Origin of the sequence: Mycolicibacterium iranicum, from assembly GCF_014190915.1 — a bacterium.
In the GTDB taxonomy this organism is placed as follows: domain Bacteria; phylum Actinomycetota; class Actinomycetes; order Mycobacteriales; family Mycobacteriaceae; genus Mycobacterium; species Mycobacterium iranicum_B.
The window spans coordinates 314,893-332,762 of record NZ_JACHVU010000004.1 but is presented as its reverse complement, the minus strand read 5'-3'; the positions used below and the strand labels follow the sequence as shown (position 1 = coordinate 332,762).

Sequence of the window (17,870 nt, the reverse complement as noted above, 5' to 3'; positions counted from 1 at the left end):
ACCCGACGGCGTCGGTGGCAAACAAGGCACAGATTACGAAGCTGTGACCAGAGTGTCGATGGCGTGCGGCCCGAGAACCTGATCGAGGACCATCATCGCGCTTCCGATGCTTCCGCCCCGGTCGCCGTGGTGCGACGGCGCGATCTGCAGTACCCGGGTGGCCAGCGTGGTTGCGTTGCGGTACAACGTTTCCCGCAGCCCGGCTACGAAGATGTCGTAGGCCCCCGCCACGTCGCCCGCGACGATGAGCGCCGCCGGGTTCAGCAGGTTGACCGCGGCGGCGAGCACCTCACCCACGTGTCGTCCGCTGTCGCGAATCATTCGGCGCGCGAGCGCGTCTCCGGTGTGCGCCAGGTGGACGACATCGCGGAGATTGTGCACGGTCCGGCCTTCGTCGCGCAGAGCCTGCACCAGCGCCCAGCCGGCGGCCACGGTTTCGAGGCAGCCGAGGTCGCCGCACCGGCACGCACGGCCCGCGGCGGCCGACGTCTTGTTGTGGCCGAATTCCCCGGCCGCCCGGATCGCGCCCCGCTGCAGTGCGCCGCCGGCGACGATGCCCGCTCCGAGGCCCGTGGACGCCTTGACGACGACGAGGTCGTCGAGACCCCGGCCGGCCCCGGTGCGCCACTCCGCGAGGGCGATGACGTTGGCGTCGTTGCCGAGCACCACGGGAGCGCCGGTGAGGTCGCGGAAGTACGGGATCAGCGGCAACCCGTCCCATCCGCTGAGGACCGGGGTGTCGACGCTGCTGCCCCGTTGTTGGTCGACGGTGCCCGGCAGGCTCAGTCCGACGCCGAAGACGTCAGCCCCCGTGCGGCCGGTGGCCGCCAACAGCGCGCCGAGTCGGGCGACCACGTCGGGCATCAGGTCCTGGGGGCCCAAGCCGGGCCCCTGGTCGAGGTCTGCGGCAGTCAGCACCTCACCCGAGAGGTCGCAGACGGCCAGCCGGGTACGGCTGCCGCCCACCGCGGCGGTGAGGACCACGCCGGCGGCGGCGTTGAAGCTCAGCAGGGTCGCGGGCCGGCCCCCGGTCGACGGGGCCCGCTCCTGCTCGACGACGAGGCCGCGAGCCGTGAGTTCCCTCACCCTCGCGGTCACCGCGGTTCTCGACAGGCCAGTGAGCCTGCCGATGTCGATGCGCGTGAGGTCGCGATTGTGCCTGATCAGGCCGTAGACGTCCCCGACCGACGGCGCCGAGGACGTCCTGTGGGGCGGCATGCCCGAAGCCTAACCACCCCTACTTATGTATTTCAAGTACAAAAGTCAGCTTGCCACGCATCAAAACCGTTCCTACCGTGGCACAGATGAGAGAGCCGAGATCCCTGCTCGACGTGGCTCCGGTCATGCCGATGCTCACCGTCCGCACCGCGGCCGAGGTGGCTGCGGTGGTCCCGACGGCCCGGGCGATCACCGCGGCGGGACTACCGCTCGTCCAGATCGCCCTCGACGGCGCTGCGGCCTACGACGCCATCGAAAGCCTTGCCACCCATGCCCCCGAGGTGGTCGTCGGCGCGGGTGCCCTCACCGACATCGATCAACCGGCGCTGGCCCGGGCGGCCGGTGCGGAGTTCCTCGTGGCCACCGGCGGCACACCGGCGCTGTGCGCTGCCCTGCGGGCCACCGAACTGCCACATCTTCCCGGCGCATCCACCACCCTCGAGGCTCTTCGCCTGGTGGAGCAGGGCTACACCGACATGGTGTTCCCTGCCGCAGCCGCCGGCGGTGTCCGCCAACTCCGGGCGCTGGCCGCCTTCGTCCCGGTGGCGAGGTTCTGCGTCTCGGGCACGATCACCGCTGCCGAACTCCCGACGTACCTCGGGCTGGCCAACGTCGGCTGCGTCGTCGCGGAGTGGGTGGCGCCCTCCGACGCGATCCGTCGTCGTGACTGGGACCGCATCCGCCGCCTGGCCGGTGTCGCCCTGACGCTCGGCACTCCCCCCGTCACCGCGGTAGCCGCGCTGTGACCGCCATCCTCGACCGCCCGGCCGGTCCTGTGTCGGTGGTGGCCCCCGACCCGGTGGTGCGGTGGCTCGCCGTCCTGGCGCTCGCACTCGGCGGGTTCGGGATCGGCACGACGGAATTCGTCGCCATGGGACTGCTCCCCGAGATCGCATCCGGGATGGGTGTGTCCGAACCAACTGCGGGACACGTCATTTCGGCCTATGCCCTGGGCGTGGTGGTCGGCGCCCCGCTGATCGCCGCGGTGACCGCGCGGATGGCCCGGCGCACACTTCTCCTACTGCTGATGGCGCTGTTCACCGTCGGCAACCTGATCAGCATGCTCGCGCCGACCTATGACACGCTCATCGTCGCGAGATTCCTGGCGGGCCTGCCGCACGGGGCGTTCTTCGGTGTGGCAGCGCTGGTCGCCGCGCACCTGATGGGTCCGCGCAACCGCGCGAAGGCGGTCGCCCATGTGATGTCGGGACTGACCGTCGCGACGGTTCTCGGAGTGCCGACGGCCTCGTGGCTCGGTCAATCCCTCGGCTGGCGAGCAGCTTTCGGCCTGGTGGTCGGCGTCGGCGTCGTCACGCTCGTCGCGCTCTGGTTCTGGCTCCCGTTCCAGCTCCGGTTCATGGCCTCGACGAGTCCGATGACCGAACTCGGAGCCCTGCGCCGCACGCAGGTGTGGCTGGCGCTGCTCGTCGGCATGATCGGCTTCGGCGGCATGTTCGCGGTCTACACCTACATCACCACCACGATGACCGACGTCGCCGGGCTTCCCCGTCCGCTGGTTCCGCTCGCGCTCATGGTCTTCGGCCTGGGCATGTTCTGCGGGAACCTGATCGGCGGCCGGCTGGCCGACCGCTCCGTGATCCGCGCGCTCTACCTGTCCATGGGCGCACTGGCCACAGTGCTCACTGTCTTCGTGGTCGCCTCGCACAACCCGTGGACGGCGCTGCTGGTTCTGTTCGGGATCGGGGCTTCGGGGTCGGCGGTGGGGCCGGCTCTGCAGACACGGCTGATGGACGTCGCGCACGATGCGCAGACTCTTGCTGCCGCACTGAACCACTCCGCGCTCAACATCGGGAACGCGACGGGCGCCTGGGTCGGCGGCGTGGTGATCGCCGCCGGATGGGGTTACACCGCCCCCGCCGCCGCGGGTGCCGTCCTGGCCCTCGTCGGAATGGCGATCCTGACGGTGTCGGTTCTGCTGCAGAACCGCGCCACGTTACCGGTGGATTAACGCCGCTGCCTTGCGGGCATTCAGCAGCATGGCGTTCAAACTCACATATTCGGATGGTCAGGAATCCCAGCACGATGACGACACCGTGTGGGAGCTCGACGACGGTGTCCTGAAGCTGGGGCGCACAGAGGGGAAATGGTCGGTGCTGCTCTCACCGAGCCACTGGGCCGTTCTCGAACTCGTCAGCAGTTCCGACGGGGACGGCGACTCCAAAGATGAGTCGGAGAAGGACGATTCCGACGAGAAGTCCGATAGGTCCGATAAGTCCGACGACAAGGACGATAAGTCCGCAAAGTCCGACGACGAGGACGACAAGGACGACGACAAGTCCGCAAAGGACGACAAGGACAAGAAGGACGACTGACCCGCGGAAGCAGTGGCGGTCAACGACACTCACCCGGTAGCGATGCCGACCGCGGAGTCGTGCCGGCCTGGCGCTAGAGTCAGGAGCCCGCGCCAGGGCGCATGACGCAAACGGAGGGTCCGCCGATGAGTGACGCCGATGCCACAGCGATCCGCGACGACCGCGGGGACTGGGCTGCCGACCATCTCGCCGGCTATCTGGAATCCGGCGGGGCTCGGGGTCACATCCTCGACCTCACCGACGTGGGTGGGCGCAACTTCACCACCCACTGCCTGATCCGGTGTCAGGGGCGCAAGTCGGGCCGGACGTCGGTGAAGCCGTTGATCTACGGCAACTTCGGCGGCGAGTTGGTCATCGTCGCGTCCAAGGGCGGCGCCGACACGCATCCGGCGTGGTACCTGAACATCCGTGCCAGCGAAACCGTCGACGTCCAGATCGCCACGCAGGCGTTCGAAGCCACGTGGCGCGAACCCGATGACGAGGAACGCCACGAAGTGTGGGCGTACATGACGCACCTGTATCCGCCCTACATCACCTACCAGCAGTCGACGAGCCGCCGGATACCGCTCGTGATGCTGGCACTCGGCCGACCGATCGACGTTTTCACCCCCTGACATCCGAATGCCGGTCACCCTCGACGAACTGGCCCTCGGCGATGATGCGGACGCCTGGGCGGCAGCGGGATTCACCGTAGACGCGGCGGCGTCGGTGTGCCGGGTCGGCGCAGTGTCCCTGCGGTTACTCGGATCGCACAGCAGCACCGGCGTCGTCGGGTGGTCGTTGCGCGGCATTCCTGCGGACCTGCGGGAGATCGACGGCGTCCCGACGACGACATCCCGCCCACCCGCCACAGCACCGGTCGCGCACGCCAACGGCGCGACGTCCATCGACCATGTCGTGATGATGTCCCCGCACCTGCAGCGCACCACGGAGGCGCTGGCCGGTCTCGGTGTCGCGCCGCGCAGAGAGCGCGACGCCGTCCTGGGCGGACGTCCCATTCGTCAGATCTTCTTCCGCTTCGGCGAGGTGATCGTCGAGGTCGTGGGTTCGCCCGACGCGCAGGGAGACGGTCCGTCGACGTTGTGGGGGATCACCTTCGCCGTCGCCGACATCGACGAGACCGCGGCGTTCTTCGGCGATCGGACGGCGCCGGTCAAGGATGCGGTGCAGCCCGGCCGGCGCATCACGACGTTGCGCCACCGTGAGCTGGGGATGTCGGTGCGTACGGCATTCCTGTCGGCGAGTCGGTGACGGACCCGGCTGCCGCAATGCCTATCCTCGGGCGCATGCCCGAAGACGTCGTCGTCATCCACACCGACGGTGGATGCCGACCCAATCCCGGGCCCGGTGGTTGGGGGGCCGTGCTGCGACAGCGTCACCACGTCCGCGAGATGTGCGGTGGCGAGCCCGGTGAGACGAGCAACAACCGCATGGAACTGACGGCGCCGATCATGGCACTGGAGGCGCTCACGAGGCCGGTGGTCGTGCACATCCACACCGACAGCACCTATGTCCGCAACGGCATCACCAAGTGGGTGTTCGGCTGGGAGCGCAACGGCTGGATGACGTCGGCCAAACAGCCCGTCAAGAACGCCGACCTCTGGCGTCGACTCCGGGAAGCGTGCGCGCGCCACGAGGTCGAGTGGTTCTGGGTGAAGGGACACTCAGGGGTGGGCGACAACGAACTCGCCGATCAGCTGGCCACCCGCGGCATGCAGGAAGCGATCGCGGCCCGCGCTATTCCCACCTGACCTCGTCGGGCACCTTGTCGTCGCGCAGACCTCGCCAGCTTGCCTGCCGCAGGCGGTTGTCCGAGGTGCGCTCGCTGTAGCGCACCTCCCCCACCAGCTCGGGGCGCACGAACGTCACCCCCTTGGCGTCCTGCGTGGGAAGCCTTGCCGCGAAGGGTGATTCATCGGTGTGCAGCGGCATCAGCGTCTTCTTCAGCGACGCGAGCTCCTTCTCCGTGAAACCGGTCCCCACCCTACCGACGAAGTGCAGTGACCCGTCGTCGTCGGGGACGCCCAGCACCAGCGCACCGATTCCACTCGTCCGCCCGCCGGTGCCCTCGCGCCAGCCGCCGATCACCACTTCCTGGGTTTTCCAGATCTTGTCCTTGATCCAGGCCGACGACCGCCGCCCGGGCTGATACGTCGAATCGCGCTTCTTGGCGATCACGCCCTCCCAGCGTTTCGACCGCGCGTACTCCATCGCCTCGGGACCGTCGCCGTCGAGCGGGTCCGGCACGATCACGCCCCCGCCTTCGGCCAGCGCCTCCAGCAGCCGGCGACGGTCGGAGTACTTGGCACGCAGCAGGGATCGGCCGTCGAGGAACAGAATGTCGAACGCCCAGAACTCCACCCGGGTGGAGCGTGCGCGATTCTGCATCTCGCTGAAGTTCGGCACACCGGACTCGTCGAGGGCGACCGCCTCGCCGTCGAGAATGACGTGGTGGTCGGCGAGATCGGCGGCCAGTGCCCTTAATTGCGGATACTCGGCCGTCACGTCGCGCCCGCGCCGGGAGCGCAGCGTCAGGTTCCCGTGATCGGCATCCACGAGCAGGCGGTACCCGTCCCACTTTCCCTCGAACGCCCACTGTCCCTTGGTGAGTCGTTCGATCGAACCTTCCGTGGCGAGCATCGGCGCCAGGTCGGCGGCGGTGGGGCGCTGCTGATCCTTCATTCGGTGCGCCAGCCAGTTCTTACCGTCGGTCTGGATCAACGCATAACGGCCCTCGACCTTTTCGCCGTGCAGCGTGATGATCACCTCGCCACCCTTGGCCGGGCCGTCAGGTGCGTGGTCGGTGAACTTCTCCGTCTCGTAGGTGCCGGTGTCCCAGATGTACACCTCGCCGCCGCCGTACTCGCCCTTGGGGATCTCCCCGGCGAAGTTGATGTATTCCATCGGATGGTCCTCGGTGTGCACCGCGAGGTGGTTCACCGACGGGGTCTCGGGCAGGTTCTTCGGCACCGCCCAGCTCACCAGGACTCCGTCGCGCTCCAACCGGAAGTCGTAATGCAGCCGGCGAGCGTGGTGCTCCTGGATCACGAACTTGTCGTTGTTGCCGGTCTTGGGCGCCTTGGCCGGAATCGGCTCGGGCGTCTTGGTGGTGTCGCGCATGCTGCGGTAGCGCGTGAGCTTGTCGGTCGTCGGGAGGGGATCGTCGAGGTCGGCGAGCAGGTCGCCGTCGCGATCGAGACGTTCGAGCACCTCGTCGAACGTCAAGTGCCGCAGGTCGGGATCCTCGATCTCCTCCCAGGTACGCGGCGCGGCGACCGTCGGGTGTTCGCGTCCGCGAAGCGAATACGGAGCGATGGTGGTCTTGTTCCCGTTGTTCTGGCTCCAGTCGAGGAACACCTTGCCGTCGCGCAGGCTCCGCGTCATCGTCGCGGTCACCCGCTTGGGCATCGTCTGTTCGAGCTGCTGGGCGACGCGCTTGGCCAGTACCGAGGCGCCGCGCGAGCTGATCGGATCCTGCAGCGGGACGTAGAGATGCAGTCCCTTGCTGCCACTGGTCAGCGGAAACGTGCGCAGACCGATGTCGGTGATCAGCTCGCGCACCTCGTGGGCGACCTCGCAGAGCTGCCGGAACGTCACGCCCTCCCCCGGATCGAGGTCGAACACGATCCGCGTCGCCGGTCCGACGGCCTTGTCGACGAACCGCCACTGCGGCACGTGTACCTCGAGCGAGGCCTGCTGGGCGATCCAGGCCAGGCCTTCCACCGTGTCGATGACCGGGTAGGTGGTCGTGCCGGACTTGTGCACGATGGTTTCGCGGTCGAGCCAGTCGGGAGCCGACGACGCCAGCTGCTTCTCGAAGAAGGCGGGCTCCTCCACGCCGTTGGGCCAGCGTTTACGTGTCACGGCCCGGCCGGCGATGTGGGGCAGCATCGCCTCGGCGACGTCGACGTAATACTCGAAGACCTGCGCCTTCGTCGTCCCCGCAGCCGGGTACAGCACCTTGTCCGGGTTCGTCAGCCTCACCCGGTCATAGCGGTCCACCACAACAACGTATTACCCGCTCGTCAGGCGGTAGCGTCAAATTCGTGAGGGCACTCGTCATCGGTGAGGCACTGATCGACATCGTGGAACGCGACGGCGAGGTCCGCGGCGAATATGTCGGCGGCAGCCCACTGAATGTCGCCGTCGGTCTGGCCAGGCTGGGACGACCCGTCGACTTCCTGACCCACATCGGCACCGACGCCCACGGGGTGCGGATCCGCGAGTATGCGGAAAGTGCTGGCGTGCAACTCGTTCCGGGAAGCGACGCCGCGTCCCGGACAGCGACGGCGCGCGCGGTGCTCGACGCGTCCGGGTCGGCGACATACGAGTTCGACATCGACTGGGCCCTGTCCGGCACCCCCGAGGCAGCGCCGCCGGTCGTCCTGCACACCGGATCGATCGCGGCGGTGCTGGACCCGGGATGCCTGGCGACGAAGGCCCTGGTGGACACCTATCGGTTGTCGGCGACGGTCACGTTCGACCCCAACATCCGCCCGGCACTGATCACGGACGCGGACGCGGCACGATCCCGCATCGACCGCCTGCTGGAGAGCGCCGACGTGGTCAAGGTCAGCGACGAGGACCTGCGGTGGATCGACCCCACGCGCACCCCGGAGCAGATCGCGGCGACGTGGCTTGCACTGGGGCCCTCGATCGTGGTCGTGACCTCGGGTTCCGACGGAGCCGTGGCGATGTGTGCGAACGGAACGGTGCGGGTACCTGCGGGGCATGTCGATGTGGTGGACACCGTGGGCGCCGGGGACGCGTTCATGACGGGGCTCATCGACGCGCTGTGGTCGATGGATCTGCTCGGCGCCGACCGCCGCGGGCCACTGACGGACATCGGGACCGACTCGCTCACCGCCGCGGTGCGTGCCGGCACCCTCGCCTCGGCTCTCACCGTCGCCCGACCCGGCGCGGATCTTCCTGATCGCGTCGCACTCGATGCGGCGGCTGCATCGGACATACTGGGCTGATGCGGTCCATCTGGAAGGGTTCCATCGCCTTCGGGCTGGTCAACGTCCCGGTCAAGGTGTACAGCGCCACCGAGGACCACGACATCAAGTTCCACCAGGTCCACGAGAAGGACAACGGACGCATCCGCTACAAGCGGGTGTGCGAGGTGTGTGGCGAGGTCGTCGAGTTCCGCGACATCGCCAAGGCCTTCGAATCCGACGACGGCCAGACGGTGATCATCACCGACGAGGACATCTCGACGCTGCCGGAGGAGCGCAGTCGCGAGATCGAGGTGCTGGAGTTCGTGCCCGCGGGAGACCTCGATCCGCTGATGTTCGATCGCTCGTATTTCTTGGAGCCCGAGGGCAAGTCGTCGAAGTCCTACGTGCTGCTGGCCAAGACGCTCGCCGAGACCGACCGGGTCGCGATCGTGAACTTCGCGCTGCGCAACAAGACCCGGCTCGCGGCGCTGCGGGTGAAGGACTTCAGCAAGCGCGACGTGATGATGATCCACACGCTGCTGTGGCCCGACGAGATCCGCGACCCCGACTTTCCGGTGCTCGACAAAGAAGTGGACGTCAAGCCCGCCGAGCTGAAGATGGCCAGCCAGGTCGTCGACTCCATGACCGACGACTTCAATCCCGACCGCTACCACGACGACTACCAGGAGCAGCTGCACGAGCTGATCCAGGCGAAACTCGAAGGCGGAGAAGCGTTCACCACCGAGGAGCAGCCGCAGGAGCTCGACGAGACCGAAGACGTCTCGGATCTGCTGGCCAAGCTCGAAGCCAGCGTGAAGGCGCGGAAGCAGGGCGGTTCGAGGTCGTCGTCTGGCAGTTCGGACTCCGACTCGGACTCTGACTCTGACGACAAGCCCGCGAAGAAGGCGGCCAAGAAAGCCCCGGCCAAGAAAACGGCGGCGAAGAAGGCACCCGCGAAGAAGGCGGCCAAGAAGGCCCCGGCCAAGAAATAGCCCCGCCGGCCCGCGACTTCTGCATGGTGGTCGCTGCACGCGGGCATCCACAGCCCTCACGCAGAACTCGACGATCCGGGTTCTTTCAGCGAGCCCACGCAGACCAGACCGACTCCGGGCCTTCTCGACTTCTGCATGGTGGTCGCTGCACGCGGGCATCCGCAGCCCTCACGCAGAACTCGACGACACCCACCCGCGACGGGTGAGCGCTTCCTCGGTGCGACGCAGGATGTACGTCCGCGAATGTTCGGCAACCACCTTGATGTCGATCCAGCCCTGCCCGTCGATGAATTCCGACCTGCCGATGTCACGCACGTACTGGCTGCGCTCAGTGCTGTGATGCGAGCCCTCGTAGTCCAGACCGACTTTGAACTCGTCGTAGCCCATGTCGAGGAAGACCTCACGCACTCCGTCGGTGACGCACACCTGCGTCCGCGGAACGGGAAGCCCGGCGTCGATCAGCAGCAGTCTCAGCCAGGTCTCGCGGGGCGACTGGGCACCGGCATCCATGAGGGCAATCGCCACACGTGCCCGTCGAATCCCGCGTGCGCCAGGGTATCTCGCCGCTAATGCAAACGCCTGGTCGGCCGTGACGCCCGTGGCGTTGGCGAGCGCATCCAACGCCGAGACAGCGTTGTCGCGTGAAAGATGCCGGGCGAGGTCGAGAGCCGTGCGCGCCCGAGTCGTCACCGCCAGCCCGCCCACGGTCGTGATCTCGTCGGCGCCGACGCGTTCTTCGCGGACGATGATGCCGGGGCACGGCCGCGTGTGCTCGGCGATGACCTCGATCGGCGTCCCCGCCTCGACCCAGCGTGCGCCGTGCAGTGCCGCTGCCGCGCGTCCGCTGATCACACCTCTACGGCGGGTCCAGAGCCACGCCGCTTTGGCGCGGATCAGCACATCTGCTTCGACGGCCTTGGGCAGGTAAATCCCTGGTGCGACGGCGCGATAGTTCCAGCGCAGTTGCCCGCGGGTCAGCGCACCGACAGCCACAGCCTCGGCACCGACGAAGGGATACAGCATGGGCTGATGGTCGGCAGGGCCGCCGACAGTAAACGCGCCCACAGTCGAGTAGTCCCCAGCGGTTGTGGATAACTTCCGCGGGCAGGCGTCGCCGAGATCTGCACCAGGGCTGTCGCCACCCCGTTCGCACGACCACCACGCAGAACTCGCGACCGCGTGGGTTGGGCGCCGCGGGCAAGCGTCGCCGAGATCTGCACCAGGGCTGTCGCCACCCCGTTCGCACGACCACCACGCAGAACTCACGACCGCGTGGGTTGGGCGGCGGTGGGCGCACGTCGCCGAGATCTGCGCCAGGGCTGTCGACACCCCGTTCGCACGACCACCACGCAGAACTCGCGACCGCGGGGGTTGGGCGCCGCGGGGGCACGTCGCCGAAATCTGCACCAGGGCTGTCGACACCCCGGTCCTACGACCACCACGCAGAACTCGCGACCGCGGGGGTTGGGCGCTCGCGACCGCGTAGCCACAGCGCCACCCACGCCCCACCAGAAATAGAACGTGTTCCAGAAAGTGCCCACATCGGTGCGAGCTCCTTGCTAGCGTGACGCCGGCAGGCGACGGACCGCAATGGAGGCGCACGTGATTCTGGACCGATTCCGGCTCGACGATCAGGTGGCGGTGGTGACCGGAGCGGGCCGCGGGCTCGGCGCCGCGATGGCCCTGGCATTCGCCGAAGCCGGCGCTGACGTGCTGATTGCCGCGCGCACGCAGTCACAGCTGGAGGAAGTGGCCGAGCAGATCGCGGGCACCGGACGACGCGCCCACATCGTCGTCGCCGACCTCGCCCACTCCGAGGACACCGCCTCCCTCGCGGCCCAGGCCGTCGAGGCCTTCGGCAAACTAGACATCGTCGTGAACAACGTCGGCGGGACGATGCCGAACGCGTTGCTCAACACCTCGGCCAAGGACATGCGCGACGCGTTCGCGTTCAACGTCGCGACCGCGCACGCACTCACGGCCGCCGCTGCACCGCTGATGCTGGAAGGCTCCGGCGGCGGCAGCATCATCAACATCACCTCGACCATGGGCCGTGTCGCAGGACGCGGGTTCGCGGCGTACGGAACCGCGAAGGCGGCCTTGGCGCATTACACCCGCCTGTCGGCTCTGGACCTCGCGCCCCGCATCCGCGTCAACGCGATCGCGCCCGGGTCGATCCTGACCTCGGCACTCGAGATCGTCGCGAGCAACGACGACCTACGGGACCCCATGGAGAAGGCGACCCCGATGAAGCGTCTCGGCGATCCGCTCGACATCGCCGCTGCCGCCGTCTATCTCGCGTCGCCGGCGGGGGCCTACCTCACCGGCAAGACGCTGGAGGTCGACGGCGGAATCACGTTCCCCAATCTCGAACTCCCGATCCCCGACCTGTAAGGAGCACCTGTCATGGCCATCAAAGTCGCCGCCGTCGGCACCGGAAACGTCGGAAGGCATGCCCTCCGGCAGCTGATCACCGACTCCCGGTTCGACCTGACCGCGGTATGGGTGTCCTCGGAGGCCAAGGCCGGCAAGGACGCGGCTGAGCTTGCCGGACTTGACGATTCGACGGGCGTGCTCGCGACCACCGACCTCGACGCGGTGCTGGCCACGCAGCCTGCGTGCGTCGTCTACACGGCACTGGCGGACAACCGCCTGCCCGAGGCACTGGAGGACTACCGGCGCATCCTGGCCGCGGGCGTGAACATCGTCGGCAGCAGCGCGGTGTTCCTCCAGCACCCCTGGCAGGTGCTGCCCGAGGAATTGATCGCACCGATCGAGGACGCGGCCAAGGCAGGCAACGCCAGCATCTTCGTCAACGGCATCGACCCCGGCTTCGCCAACGACCTGCTGCCGATGGCGCTGGCGGGCACCTGCCAGAGCGTGCAGCAGATCCGGTGCATGGAGATCATCAACTACGACACCTATGACAGCGCCGCCGTGATGTTCGACGTGATGGGGTTCGGGGGCTCGCTCGACGAGACGCCGATGCTGCTGCAACCGGGAGTCCTGAGCCTCGCGTGGGGTTCCGTGGTGCGCCAGTTGGCAGCCGGCCTCGGCATCGAGCTCGACGAGGTGACCGAGACGCACGAACGCGTACCGGCCCCCGAAGCGTTCGACATCGCAGCCGGACGCATCGAGGAAGGCACGACCGCCGCGATCCGCTTCGAGGTGCGCGGAATGAAGGACGGCAACATCGCTGTGGTCCTGGAACACGTCACGCGCCTGCGCGACGACCTCTGCCCCGACTGGCCGCAGCCGGCACAGCACGGCGGGTCCTACCGGATCGAGATCACCGGTGAGCCGTCCTACTCCCTGGACCTGTGCCTGAGCAGCCCGAACGGTGACCACAACCACGCCGGGCTGGTCGCCACCGCGGCCCGCGTCGTCAATGCCATTCCGGCCGTGGTCGATTCGTCACCGGGAATTGTGACTGCGCGTGAGTTGCCTCCCATAACGGGTGAAGGTCTGTACGCTAACCCTTGACACTTGCTGGAAGGATCCTGAAATGAAGGCTCGCGTGAGCACTCTTGCCGCCCTCCTCGCCGCAGGCGGTGCCTCCGTGGCGATCATCGCCGCCCCGGCCGCGATGGCACAGCCGAATTGCTCGACCACTTCCGCAGGTGCCGGCGGCCGGACCGAGGTGTGCGAATCCCCCGGCAACGCCCAGATCAGCTCGACCCCGGGCGAGTACGCGCAGCCGTGGTACGGCGGCGGCTTCTTCCCGTGGGAAGGCTACGGTCCCTACATCTTCTGATCCGAACCTCGTCTCATGAAATCCGTCGTGCGCCCCGCATGCGGGCTCGCCACCGGCCTTTCCTTCCTGGCCCTCATCGCGGCGCCCACCGCCGCGGCCGCACCTGACTGCACCGACGTCGGCAAGACGGTCACCTTCTGCGAGACCAACGGCAGCACCCAGCTCACCACCACTCCGCCGCCCTGGAACTACGGCGGTTGGACGGGAATCGGCGTGTGGCCGCTGGTCGGCGCCTACGGCCTCGGCCCCTGGTGACCCACCCCGTCCGGCACCCTGCCCTGGCTCGTCCGCAAGGTTTCGTCTAGCCTAACTTTTCTATTCGATTCTCCGGATAGAAGAGGGGTGCCGTGACGCAGGACGTCCAACCGCAGGCGCGGTTCAACTGGCTGCTGCTCGGACCCGCGTTCGTCGCGTCGATCGCGTACGTCGATCCCGGCAACGTCGCCGCCAACGTCAGCGCCGGCGCGCAGTTCGGGTTCCTGCTGGTCTGGGTCATTGTCGTGGCCAACCTGATGGCCTGCCTCGTGCAGTATCTCTCGGCGAAACTGGGTCTGGTCACGGGCAACTCGCTGCCGGAGGCCGTCGGCGCACGGATGCGCCGGCCGACCCGGCTGGCCTACTGGATGCAGGCCGAATTGGTCGCGATGGCAACAGATCTCGCCGAAGTCGTCGGCGGGGCGATCGCGCTGTATCTGCTCTTCGATCTGCCGTTGGTCGTCGGCGGCGTCATCACCGGCGTCGTCTCGCTGATCCTGCTGGTCGTGAAGGACCGCCGCGGTCAACGCGTCTTCGAGCGGGTCATCACGGGCCTGCTGATGATCATCGCGATCGGCTTCTTGACCAGCCTCGTCGCCTCCCGCCCGCCGGCTGGTGACGCGGTCGAGGGGCTCATCCCCCGATTCGACGGGGCCGAGAGCATCCTGATCGCCGCGGCGATGCTGGGCGCCACGGTCATGCCGCACGCGGTGTATCTGCACTCCGGGCTGGCCCGCGACCGCCACGGCCACCCGGCTGCGGGCCCGCCGCGGCGGGCCCTGCTCCGGGTCACGCGCTGGGATGTCGGCATCGCGATGCTCATCGCCGGGGCCGTGAACCTGTCGATGCTGCTGGTCGCCGCGACCAATCTGCAGGGCATGGACAACACCGACTCGATCGAAGGCGCCCACGCCGCGGTGCAGAGCACCCTCGGCACCACGGTTGCGCTGCTCTTCGCGATCGGTCTGCTCGCCTCGGGCCTGGCCTCCTCATCGGTGGGCGCGTATGCGGGGGCGATGATCATGCAAGGGCTGCTTAGGCGTTCGGTTCCGCTCGTGGCCCGCAGGCTCATCACCCTGGTCCCTGCGCTGGTGATCCTGGCCGTCGGCATCGACCCCAGCCGCGCGCTGGTGCTCTCCCAGGTCGTGCTGTCCTTCGGCATCCCGTTCGCTCTCATTCCACTGGTGCGGCTGACGGCCGACGCGCAGCTGATGGGCGCCGATGTCAACCACCGACTGACCACCATGCTCGGCTGGGTAGTCGCGGGTCTGATTACCCTGCTGAATGTGGTGTTGATCTATCTGACGCTCGCCGGCTGAATGGGCGGCCGGCACCGCTATTTCGCGTACGGGTCCAACCTGTGCGTGCAGCAGATGGCGCGACGATGCCCCGAGGCCACCGACCCCCGGCCGGCCACGCTGGCCGACCACGACTGGCTCATCAACGAGCGTGGCGTCGCCACCGTCGAACCGTTCGCCGGCGCCCAGGTGCACGGTGTGGTGTGGACGCTGTCGGACCGCGATCTGGCCACCCTCGACAGCGCCGAGGGGGTTCCGGTGCGCTACCGGCGCGACGAGATGACGGTCGTCACCGACGACGGCCCGTCGACCGCCTGGGTGTACATCGACCACCGCGTGGAGCCGGGCCCGCCCAGGCCCGGGTATCTCGAGCGCATCCTCGACGGCGCCCGCCACCACGGCCTGCCCGGCCGCTGGATCCAGTTCCTGGAACGGTGGGATCCCGCCAACTGGCCGCAGCGTCGGCATGACGCGGATACCACTGGGCCGCAGACTCTTTCAGAACTACTACGCGACCCGGCCGTCGCCGAGGAGTCGACCCTCCGCTCGCGATTCGGGTTCCTGGCGATCCACGGCGGCGGTCTCGAGCAGATGACCGACGTCATCGCAGAACGGGCTGCCGACGCCGCGGGCGCCTCGGTGTACGTCGTCCGTCACCCTGACCACTACCCGCACCACCTCCCGTCGGCGCGTTACGACCCCGCCCAGTCACCCCGTCTCGCCGAGTTCCTCGACCACGTCGACGTCGCCGTGTCACTGCACGGCTACGGCCGGATCGGCCGCAGCACACAGCTGCTCGCCGGTGGCGGCAACCGTCGCCTCGCCGAACATCTGGTGCGCCACCTCGACATCCCCGGCTATCGGGTGGTGGACGACCTGGAGTCGATCCCACGGGAACTGCGCGGTCTGCATCCCGACAACCCGGTCAACCGGTTCCGCGGCGGCGGCACCCAGCTCGAGCTCTCCGCGCGGGTGCGGGGAACCAGCCCGCGCAGCGCCCTACCCAGCGACGACGGTCTGTCACCGGCGACCTCCGCCCTCGTGCAGGGACTGGCCCGGGCCGCGCGGACGTGGCAAGGGGTCCCCGATTGATGCGCGTCCCGATGCGCGGCGCGGCGATCACCCTGCTGATCCTCGCCATGCTGACCGCAGGACCGGCGCGCGCCCAGCCCGCCCCCCTCGACGGTGTCCTGACCCGCCTCGTCGCCTCCGACGACCTCGCCGGTGCCGTCGGCGTGGTCGCGGATGGAGACATGGTGCTGCGGTCGTCTGCGGGATACGCCGACGTCGACACCCGGGCACCGTTTGCGCCCCCGACGCACGTCCGGGTCGCCAGCATCACCAAAACTTTTGTGGCAGCGGCAGTTCTGCAGCTCGTCGGCGAGAACAGGATCCACCTCGACGCGCCTGTCGACACCTATCTCCCGGGCGTCCTGCGCGGTGAGGGCATCGACGGCGCCGCGATCACGGTGCGTCAGCTGCTACGCCACCAGCGCGGTCTGCCCGAGTACTTCGACGACAGCACGGAGCCGCCCGCGACGCCCGTCGCTGCGCGAGAACTGCTGTCCTGGGCGCTGGCCAAGCCGGGGTCGCCGCCGGGCCAACCGGTGCCGGTGTACACCAACACAAACTACGTCGTGGCCGGGCTGATCCTCGAAGCGGTGACCGGGTCCCCGGCAGCCGGGGTGATCACGCGTCGGATCATCGAACCTCTGGGGCTGGCCCACACCTACTTCCCCGCTGCGGGTGACAGCTGGCTGCGGGCGCCGATGGCGCACGGCTACGAACTCGTGGACGGGCGGCGGCGCGACGTCACCGCGTCCGAACCGTCCGGCGAGTACATGGCCGGCTCCCTGATCTCGACCAATGAAGACACCGCCGCGTTCCTCACCGCCCTCGTCGACGGACGCGTCCTCGCCCGACCCGAGCTCGCGCAGATGACGGACACCGTCTCCTGGCCGCTGCACGGACCGGGCTTTCGGTACGGTCTCGGTCTGACCAGCATCGATCTGGACTGTGGGGTCCGGGTGTGGGGTCACGGGGGTGACCTGGCGGGGTATCACAGCGTCGTGGTCGGCGAACCCGGCGGACGGGCCGTCTCGGTCACGTTCACCCAGGGCGCGCCGGGCGTGGCGACGATCGTCGACGACCCCCGATTCGACGTCGTGAACGCTGTGTTCTGTCCGTCCTGACCCTCACCCATCCGGAGGTCCCGCGGCTCCGAATACGGGATGTGGAACCCCTACGCGCGAGTAACCGATCGTCAGCCGCCACCGGCACGCGACGACGACTGAAGGTCGTGCCGGCACCGGTCAGCGCCGCGCTGTACCGCACGCGGATCACCCATCTGCGGCGCGCGCCGGTCCACCACTACTTCGAGCACCGCAGCTACAGCTGGTTCGTCGACATCGACGCGATGCCGCGAGTGCCCTTTTGGCTGCGCCCGTTCGCGAGGTTCGAGGCCCAGGACCACCTGTGGGAGACGGCCGACGACACGTTGCGCGGCCGGGTCGACGCGTTCCTGGCGTCCAAGGGGATCGAATCGCCGGGGGGCCGCGTCACCGCGCTGATGCACGCGCGCGTCCTGGGATACGTGTTCGACCCGCTGACGCTCTTCTGGTGTCACGACACCGCCGGGGTCCTGCGCTACGTGATCGCCGAAGTGCACAACACCTACGGCGAGCGCCACGCGTACCTGCTGCCCCCGTCCGGGGACCAGCCGGCGATGGTCGACAAGAAGTTCTACGTGTCGCCGTTCAACGACGTCGACGGGCACTATCTGGTCTCGGCACCCGAGCCCGGCGAGCACCTCGACGTGCGGATCTCCCTGCACCGTGACAACCAGCCCGCGTTCGTCGTGACGATGCGGGGCGACCGCAGACCGGCGGGAGCCCGCCAGATCCTCGGACTGCAGATGACCGCGCCGCTGGCGCCGCTCATGAACACCATCAGCATCCGCGTGCAGGGCATCCTGCTGTGGATGCGGCGGGTCCCCGTCGTGCCCCGGACACCCCAGTGCCCCAGGAGCCGGGAGAAGGTCGAGCAGTTGTGACGCTTCGACATGCCGACGACGTGACGTT

At 68.3% G+C, this 17,870-nt stretch carries 19 protein-coding genes; 16 read left to right on the top strand and 3 right to left on the bottom strand.

Annotated elements, in window-relative coordinates:
* Positions 1 to 33 precede the first annotated feature (33 nt).
* Positions 34 to 1,218 carry an ROK family transcriptional regulator gene (locus FHR72_RS11945; RefSeq protein ID WP_183468173.1) on the bottom strand — a complete coding sequence of 395 codons (1,185 nt, stop codon included), beginning with the start codon at positions 1,216 to 1,218 and terminating at the stop codon, positions 34 to 36.
* A gap of 86 nt (positions 1,219 to 1,304) precedes the next feature.
* Here FHR72_RS11945 and FHR72_RS11940 point away from each other — a divergent pair, with 86 nt between their 5' ends.
* The 6 genes from FHR72_RS11940 to rnhA all read left to right on the top strand — a co-directional run bounded on the left by FHR72_RS11940 (position 1,305) and on the right by rnhA (position 5,302).
* Positions 1,305 to 1,964 carry a beta/alpha barrel domain-containing protein gene (locus FHR72_RS11940; RefSeq protein ID WP_183468172.1) on the top strand — a complete coding sequence of 220 codons (660 nt, stop codon included), beginning with the start codon at positions 1,305 to 1,307 and terminating at the stop codon, positions 1,962 to 1,964.
* A complete protein-coding gene (locus tag FHR72_RS11935; RefSeq protein ID WP_183468171.1) occupies positions 1,961 to 3,187 on the top strand; it encodes an MFS transporter in 1,227 nt (408 codons plus the stop codon). Before FHR72_RS11940 ends, FHR72_RS11935 begins: the two co-directional genes overlap by 4 nt.
* A gap of 28 nt (positions 3,188 to 3,215) precedes the next feature.
* Positions 3,216 to 3,551 (top strand): hypothetical protein, encoded by a 336-nt coding sequence (locus FHR72_RS11930; RefSeq protein WP_183468170.1) that lies wholly within the window; start codon positions 3,216 to 3,218, stop codon positions 3,549 to 3,551.
* A 125-nt stretch (positions 3,552 to 3,676) separates the two neighbouring features.
* Positions 3,677 to 4,165, top strand: a complete 489-nt coding sequence (locus FHR72_RS11925) for a nitroreductase/quinone reductase family protein (RefSeq protein WP_183468169.1) — start codon at positions 3,677 to 3,679, stop codon at positions 4,163 to 4,165.
* A 7-nt stretch (positions 4,166 to 4,172) separates the two neighbouring features.
* Positions 4,173 to 4,802 (top strand): glyoxalase, encoded by a 630-nt coding sequence (locus FHR72_RS11920; protein WP_183468168.1) that lies wholly within the window; start codon positions 4,173 to 4,175, stop codon positions 4,800 to 4,802.
* 35 nt (positions 4,803 to 4,837) lie between these two features.
* Complete coding sequence (rnhA, locus tag FHR72_RS11915; RefSeq protein WP_183468167.1) at positions 4,838 to 5,302, top strand: ribonuclease HI; 465 nt, start codon at positions 4,838 to 4,840, stop codon at positions 5,300 to 5,302.
* Here rnhA and FHR72_RS11910 read toward each other — a convergent pair.
* Positions 5,289 to 7,556 carry an ATP-dependent DNA ligase gene (locus FHR72_RS11910; RefSeq protein ID WP_183468166.1) on the bottom strand — a complete coding sequence of 756 codons (2,268 nt, stop codon included), beginning with the start codon at positions 7,554 to 7,556 and terminating at the stop codon, positions 5,289 to 5,291. The genes rnhA and FHR72_RS11910 overlap by 14 nt on opposite strands.
* A gap of 41 nt (positions 7,557 to 7,597) precedes the next feature.
* Between FHR72_RS11910 and FHR72_RS11905 the strand changes: the two genes are divergently transcribed.
* The gene (locus FHR72_RS11905) at positions 7,598 to 8,530 is read left to right on the top strand and encodes a carbohydrate kinase family protein (protein ID WP_183468165.1); all 933 of its coding nucleotides are present in this window, start codon (positions 7,598 to 7,600) and stop codon (positions 8,528 to 8,530) included.
* Entirely contained in the window at positions 8,530 to 9,483 is a 954-nt protein-coding gene (gene ku, locus FHR72_RS11900; protein WP_183468164.1) for a non-homologous end joining protein Ku, read from the top strand. Before FHR72_RS11905 ends, ku begins: the two co-directional genes overlap by 1 nt.
* 168 nt (positions 9,484 to 9,651) lie before the next feature.
* Here ku and FHR72_RS11895 read toward each other — a convergent pair whose 3' ends face one another.
* Positions 9,652 to 10,506: a type IV toxin-antitoxin system AbiEi family antitoxin gene (locus FHR72_RS11895; protein ID WP_183468163.1), complete on the bottom strand. Its 855-nt coding sequence runs from the start codon at positions 10,504 to 10,506 to the stop codon at positions 9,652 to 9,654.
* Between the two features lie 579 nt (positions 10,507 to 11,085).
* Here FHR72_RS11895 and FHR72_RS11890 point away from each other — a divergent pair.
* The 8 genes from FHR72_RS11890 (at position 11,086) to FHR72_RS11855 (ending at position 17,842) form a co-directional block, all read left to right on the top strand.
* Positions 11,086 to 11,877 carry an SDR family oxidoreductase gene (locus FHR72_RS11890; RefSeq protein ID WP_183468162.1) on the top strand — a complete coding sequence of 264 codons (792 nt, stop codon included), beginning with the start codon at positions 11,086 to 11,088 and terminating at the stop codon, positions 11,875 to 11,877.
* 12 nt (positions 11,878 to 11,889) lie between these two features.
* Positions 11,890 to 12,966 (top strand): NAD(P)H-dependent amine dehydrogenase family protein, encoded by a 1,077-nt coding sequence (locus FHR72_RS11885; protein ID WP_183468161.1) that lies wholly within the window; start codon positions 11,890 to 11,892, stop codon positions 12,964 to 12,966.
* Positions 12,967 to 13,000: 34 nt separating this feature from the next.
* Positions 13,001 to 13,237, top strand: a complete 237-nt coding sequence (locus FHR72_RS11880) for a hypothetical protein (protein ID WP_396888433.1) — start codon at positions 13,001 to 13,003, stop codon at positions 13,235 to 13,237.
* A 15-nt stretch (positions 13,238 to 13,252) separates the two neighbouring features.
* Positions 13,253 to 13,492: a hypothetical protein gene (locus FHR72_RS11875; RefSeq protein ID WP_183468159.1), complete on the top strand. Its 240-nt coding sequence runs from the start codon at positions 13,253 to 13,255 to the stop codon at positions 13,490 to 13,492.
* 92 nt (positions 13,493 to 13,584) lie between these two features.
* Positions 13,585 to 14,811: an Nramp family divalent metal transporter gene (locus tag FHR72_RS11870; RefSeq protein ID WP_183468158.1), complete on the top strand. Its 1,227-nt coding sequence runs from the start codon at positions 13,585 to 13,587 to the stop codon at positions 14,809 to 14,811.
* A complete protein-coding gene (locus FHR72_RS11865) occupies positions 14,812 to 15,882 on the top strand; it encodes a poly-gamma-glutamate hydrolase family protein (RefSeq protein WP_183468157.1) in 1,071 nt (356 codons plus the stop codon).
* Positions 15,882 to 16,982, top strand: a complete 1,101-nt coding sequence (locus FHR72_RS11860) for a serine hydrolase domain-containing protein (protein WP_260155988.1) — start codon at positions 15,882 to 15,884, stop codon at positions 16,980 to 16,982. Before FHR72_RS11865 ends, FHR72_RS11860 begins: the two co-directional genes overlap by 1 nt.
* Positions 16,983 to 17,089: 107 nt before the next feature.
* Complete coding sequence (locus FHR72_RS11855) at positions 17,090 to 17,842, top strand: DUF1365 domain-containing protein (RefSeq protein ID WP_396888432.1); 753 nt, start codon at positions 17,090 to 17,092, stop codon at positions 17,840 to 17,842.
* Positions 17,843 to 17,870 lie beyond the last annotated feature (28 nt).